Below are 5,286 nucleotides of genomic sequence, written 5' to 3' on the forward strand. Positions count from 1 at the left end.
TGCGCTGATTGCCGCTGTCACCAGCCCCGACGGGCGCGTCAGCGGCCTGCAACGCACCTGGCTCGATCCTGCGGGCACAGGCAAGGCGCAACTCGTCGATCCACGCCGCTCGCTGGGCCGTCTCCTGGGGAACGCCATCTGGCTCGGCCTGGAGCCTGGCGCACCTATTCCGGTCATGGCCGCCGGCGAGGGTTTCGAGACGATGGCATCGCTCCGCACCGTGATGCCGGCACTGCCGGTGGCCGCCGCCACCTCGGCCAATCACCTCGCCGGCCTGACCTTCCCGCCTGGCTGCCGTCGCCTCTACATCGCCGCCGATGCGGACGCCGCCGGCCGGCACGGCATCGAGCTTCTCAGCCAGCGCGCAGGCGAGGCCGGGATCGCAGCCTTGGCACTGCGGCCGCATCTCGGCGACTTCAATGACGATCTACGCCATCTCGGCCCGGCCCATCTCGCCACGTGGCTGCGCGATCAGCTCCTCCCGGAAGATGCCCGTCTCTTCCTGCCACCCGGATGAATGGCGCTCGCCGGCAGGCGGGCAGGGCCGGCGTCACCGGAAGTCTCGCAGCCATGGCGGCAGTCCATCGGAAAGGCCGCGCCCGCGGCCTGCCTGAGAGGCGATCCCTGCCACCCCCCGGGCACGGCCGCAACGGCTGCGCCGTCCTCCGCTTCGCTCCGGCCTTCGGTGCGGCCGCGCCCGGGGCGCGGCCGGGATGCGCTGTCAGGCCGCGGTGGGCGCGGCCACAACCGACGGAGACACGCCATGACTTACGAGCTTCCATTCGACGACGCCTACGAGCCCTACCACGCCTCCTCGCCGACCGACCGCGTCATCCTCGAACTCCAGATGTACGGTCATCGTCCGCATCAGGACGAGCCCGATCCCCGCCCGCTGCCGGACGAGAGCGTGATCCAGGCCGGCCTTGCCGGGATCGTCGAGACCTTCGCCGGCATGCTCGGCGACACCAGGCTCGAACCCGACCTCGACGACCTGCTCTGGTCCTTCACCAACGTGTTCCACCGCGCGGCCGAGCGGGTCGCCCGCAACCTAGACCGCAACGAGGAAGCACAGCGCTCGAGCCAGAGTGAGCAGGACGGCTCCGAGGTGAAGTCGGTCGAGCTGGAACGGCTCACCGCCGAAGGCATCACCTATATCGAGCGCCGCAATGTCCTCGAAATCATGCGCGACGAGGCCGCCGACCTCTACGAGGCGCAGACGGGCTCGGCCTGGCGGCCGCGCACCGGCTCCAAGGTCAGCCACCAGGCGATGACGTCTGCGGTGATCGACTCCCGCGACTTCCTCGCCGCGCGCCGCCGCGCCGACACCGAGGTGCTGGTGCCCGCCGGCACCAAGATCGCCTTCGCCGGCGGTCTTGACTGCAACGATCACGACCGGATCTGGGACGCGCTCGACAAAGCCCGCGAGAAGCACGCGGACATGGTCCTGCTGCACGGCGGCAGCCCACGCGGCGCTGAACGCATCGCCGCCTGCTGGGCCGAGAACCGCAAGGTCACGCAGATTGCCTTCAAGCCGGACTGGAATCGGCACGCCAAGGCCGCTCCGTTCCGCCGAAACGATCAGCTGCTCTCGGTCATGCCCTACGGCCTGATCGTCTTCCCCGGCTCGGGCATCACCGAGAACCTGGCCGACAAGGCTCGCCGGCTCGGCATCCCGGTCTGGCGGTTCACGGAGGGTGGCGCGTGAGCGCCACCCTCATTCCCCGCGTCGAAGAACCAGACCCCTCCACGGTCGAGTTCTTCGTGTGTGCACATCCGTTCTGGTCAGCAAATCCGGCGGGGGCGCCGTGCGAAAGAGCGCGAGATGGAGAGTTTCCAAATCTCCTTCGACGCAGGTTTGGGCGCGCCGGCCTGCGGCCGGCCGGGCTCTAGTCGCGGCGTACCGCCGCTCCCCGAGCCGGCTTCGCCGTCTCGGCCTTCGGTGACGATCCCTCGCGCGGGAGAGGGAGAGGAGAGCCAGGTCGGGGCGGTTGATTTGAGAGAAAGGAAAGCGACCATGACGATGATATTCCTGGGCGGTTCACGCGACATCTTTGAACTGCCAGTCCCCGCGATCGAACGGATCGGTGCGATCGTCGCGGCCGAGCACGGCGTCCTGATCGGTGACGCGCCGGGAGCCGATGCCGAAATGCAGGGCCTGCTCGCAGGCTACAACTACGAGCACGTCGGCGTCTTCCATGCCGGTGCAAAACCGCGCAACAATCTCGGTGACTGGGCCGCCTACCACGTGCCGCCACCGGTCGATGCACAAGGTTATGCTGTCCATGCCGCGAAAGACCGGGAAATGGCCCGCCGCGCCGATTTCGGTCTGATGGTCTGGGACGGCGCATCGCCGGGCACTTGCCTCAACATTCTGCGCCTTGCCGTGATCGGCAGCCCCTGCGTCGTCTACGACACGATGCGCGCTACGGTGGCAACCGTTCACAACATCGCAGACTGGTGCGCCATGCTGCACCGTGCCGGTCCGGACGTTCGTAGAGACGTCGAAGCACGCATTACGGCGGACGAGCGCGTTGCACTGGCAACCTGATTGTCGCAAGCCGCTCCGACCGGCCCACCACCGGGCGGCGCCAGCCGCCCACCTGAACCGGCCGAAGGCCGACCCCTTGCGAAGCCGCCTCTCGCGCCCGCCGGCAATCCTCAGGAATATCCCATCTGCTCATCGCGCCAAGGGCAGGGCGGTTGTGGACCAGGCAGCGCATTCCCGGCGACCCCGCTTGACCGGCGGACACCTCGCCCGTGTTGGAATCGAGCATCACCAGCCTGCTCCGACCCGCAAAACCAGGCGCGTGACGGAAGACAAGGCAGGGGGACCTCCGCGCGGGCGTCGATTGCGGGACAGGTGATGGAAGGGCAGAGCCGCACGCCGGGCAAACGCTTGACCGCGGCCGCAGTGCCTGGTGTGAAGGATCTGCGATGGTGGCCGGGGGCGTCGCCTTCGCTCACATCCGGACCATTCCCGTGTTCATGTCGCCTTTGTAGTGGACCGCCTGCTTTTGCGGTCAACCCCCGTTGGGGGTACGCTCGGCAAAAATTCAGGAAAATTCGATTTCGGTTTTGTTTGCGGGCCAGGCACTTTCCTTCCCGCAAGCGGGGCCCTTGAAAGTGCGGCCCGCTGTCTGCGGCAAATAGAATTTTCCAGAATTTGTGCCGAGTGACCGCAGCAGGACGGCCCTCTCCAGCGGCGCCATCGGGAATGGTCCCGATGCAACCGAAGGAGAACTACCATGGCCACCACGATCGCAAACCTCACCGCCAAGGCCGACGGCTCGATGGAAGGCGTGTTCGCCACGCTGCGGGTCAACGCCCCGATCACCCTGATCCCGAACGCCAACAAGACCCGTGAGGATGCTCCCGACTACCGCATCGTCAACAAGCGCACAGGCTTCGAGATCGGAGCCGGCTGGCACCGCATCTCCCAGCGTTCGGGCGAGGAATACCTCTCGGTCAAGCTGGAGGCCCCCGAGATCGGCGTGATCTTCGGCAACCTCGCTCCCGCTCCGGGCGGCGACGAGAACAAGAAGGTGATCCTGTGGAATAACCCGCAGTAAACCGCAGCGAACCGGCCCCGCAAGGGGCCGGCTCTCTTTTCGCTCCCCGCGATCAGGAGGCTTCCATGAGCCGCTACACCATCACCGTCACCAGCGACCACCGCTCCGGTCCCGACGCCGTCATCGGTTGCGATCCGCCGCTGCGCACCTTTTTCCTGCAGGCGTTCCCCGACGAGACTGGCGACAATCTCGCTCTGTGGCTCGGCACCAGCGACCGCGAATACGAAACACCCGAAGCGCCGCAAGCGGCCGCGCGATCACGCGGGTTCGACTTCATGCCGCTTGCCGACAACATCGTCGCGCGGCTCTCCGCCGACTTCGCGGCGGAAGCCGACCGGCCGCCGCATGACGGTCCGCTCGCCGCGTTGCTGCGGCATCTGCAGTCGAAGTAACCCAAAAAGAAGAGGCCCGCGCCGGAGGTCATCCGGAGCGGGCCTCTTCTTTTGCCCGTCCTGATCGCCACGTTCGAACGTCATCCAATGCCGCCGGCGTCGCAATAACCGCGACGCCGTTTCGATCGCTCCAAGGCAAGCCGCGCAGCAGCGGCCTCCTCGACCTTCTCATAGAGGTCGATGCGCATCCGGCCCGGCCGACCAATCCTTCCCCACTCGCGTACGAGACAGATGTCGCCGAATAGGCTCAGCGCTGACGACAGCCGATAAAATCGTGCCATGTTGCGCGCCGGGTCAATGCGACGGAGGTGGATCACGTCTTGTATCTGCATGATGTGAATGTCGCGGCTGTAATGCATGCCGTCCAACGAGTTCTGTGAATCGGTCCGACCGCATCGATTCAGGCTGTTGATGCATCGGCTGAATGAACGGTGTTTGGGCGAGCCGGCCTGCGGCCGACCGGGCTCTACTCGCGACGCTCACGGAGCCCGCTGGCGCGGTCTCCGCCTCCGGTAACGATCCCCTCTCGCAAGGCATCAGACCCCGGATCGACCGGGCCCTGATGCCTCGAGGGGCAACCCCTCGCGCACCCCGCCGGCTGGTCGCCGGATATGGACGCATCCCCTGGCGGGCATGCGGGTCTCTATCTCTCTGACGTCCCAGTCTACTGGCCGCTCCCATCGCCTCAAGGACGCGCGGTCCCGCCAATTTTCAGTCGTCGCCCTGAAGGAGGGCGCCGTCAGAAAATCGGTTCCCCCACGCGCCGCCTCTGGCGGTCGCTTCGCGCTCCTTGACCCGATGCTCGACTTGCCCGTCGCCGGCCTCCGTCATCAAGATGAAGGAGTTCATGACATGGCACACAACAATCTCATGCTTGTCGCGCAGCTTTCGGGCCTGCGCATCCGCGTTCTCGCCAACCGCTTTGGCTACGACACAGAACTGGCTCGCACCGTCCACGAAACCCTTGCTGCGAAGCTTGCGAAAATGATCGATGCACAGCGCAAGATCCTCGCGGCCGACCGGGTGCTCGCCGCAGCGCGCGGAACGGCCGATCAAGAGGATGCATTCTACGACCTGCACCACTACCAGACCGCCTGGTATGAGACGTGGTTGATCGAGACGATCGCACTCCTCGACGATTATCTGGTCGACGATCTCACGAACGAATATTTCGACTTCCGCACGGGTGACTGGCATCCCCGCGACAGCGACATTCCGATCCCGGTGCGGGTGCCGCCCGAAAAGCTTTGCGGGCTCGTCAAGATCATTGCCGAGATTGAGGACATCACCGGAGCGCGGTTTAGCGTCGAGAATGTTTACTACAG

7 protein-coding genes are annotated in these 5,286 nt (G+C 66.0%); 6 read left to right on the forward strand and 1 reads right to left on the reverse strand.

What is annotated here, in order from left to right; translation table 11 throughout:
- The 5 genes from G6N73_RS34540 to G6N73_RS34560 all read left to right on the forward strand — a co-directional run.
- On the forward strand, nt 1-517 hold a 517-nt coding region (locus G6N73_RS34540; protein ID WP_206079255.1), incomplete at its 5' end, for a toprim domain-containing protein.
- Nucleotides 518-763: 246 nt separating this feature from the next.
- The gene (locus tag G6N73_RS34545) at nt 764-1,705 is read left to right on the forward strand and encodes a DUF2493 domain-containing protein (protein ID WP_165034371.1); all 942 of its coding nucleotides are present in this window, start codon (nt 764-766) and stop codon (nt 1,703-1,705) included.
- A gap of 309 nt (nt 1,706-2,014) precedes the next feature.
- Entirely contained in the window at nt 2,015-2,548 is a 534-nt protein-coding gene (locus tag G6N73_RS34550) for a hypothetical protein (protein ID WP_165034372.1), read from the forward strand.
- Between the two features lie 697 nt (nt 2,549-3,245).
- A complete protein-coding gene (locus tag G6N73_RS34555; protein WP_085462449.1) occupies nt 3,246-3,569 on the forward strand; it encodes a DUF736 domain-containing protein in 324 nt (107 codons plus the stop codon).
- A 65-nt stretch (nt 3,570-3,634) separates the two neighbouring features.
- Nucleotides 3,635-3,961 carry a hypothetical protein gene (locus G6N73_RS34560; protein ID WP_165034373.1) on the forward strand — a complete coding sequence of 109 codons (327 nt, stop codon included), beginning with the start codon at nt 3,635-3,637 and terminating at the stop codon, nt 3,959-3,961.
- 80 nt (nt 3,962-4,041) lie between these two features.
- Here G6N73_RS34560 and G6N73_RS34565 read toward each other — a convergent pair whose 3' ends face one another.
- The gene (locus tag G6N73_RS34565; RefSeq protein ID WP_246252809.1) at nt 4,042-4,320 is read right to left on the reverse strand and encodes a WGR domain-containing protein; all 279 of its coding nucleotides are present in this window, start codon (nt 4,318-4,320) and stop codon (nt 4,042-4,044) included.
- 493 nt (nt 4,321-4,813) lie between these two features.
- Here G6N73_RS34565 and G6N73_RS34570 point away from each other — a divergent pair.
- Nucleotides 4,814-5,286: hypothetical protein (locus tag G6N73_RS34570; RefSeq protein ID WP_165034374.1), on the forward strand; the 473-nt coding region annotated here is incomplete at its 3' end.

The organism is Allomesorhizobium camelthorni, from assembly GCF_011045125.1.
Taxonomy (GTDB): domain Bacteria; phylum Pseudomonadota; class Alphaproteobacteria; order Rhizobiales; family Rhizobiaceae; genus Allomesorhizobium; species Allomesorhizobium camelthorni.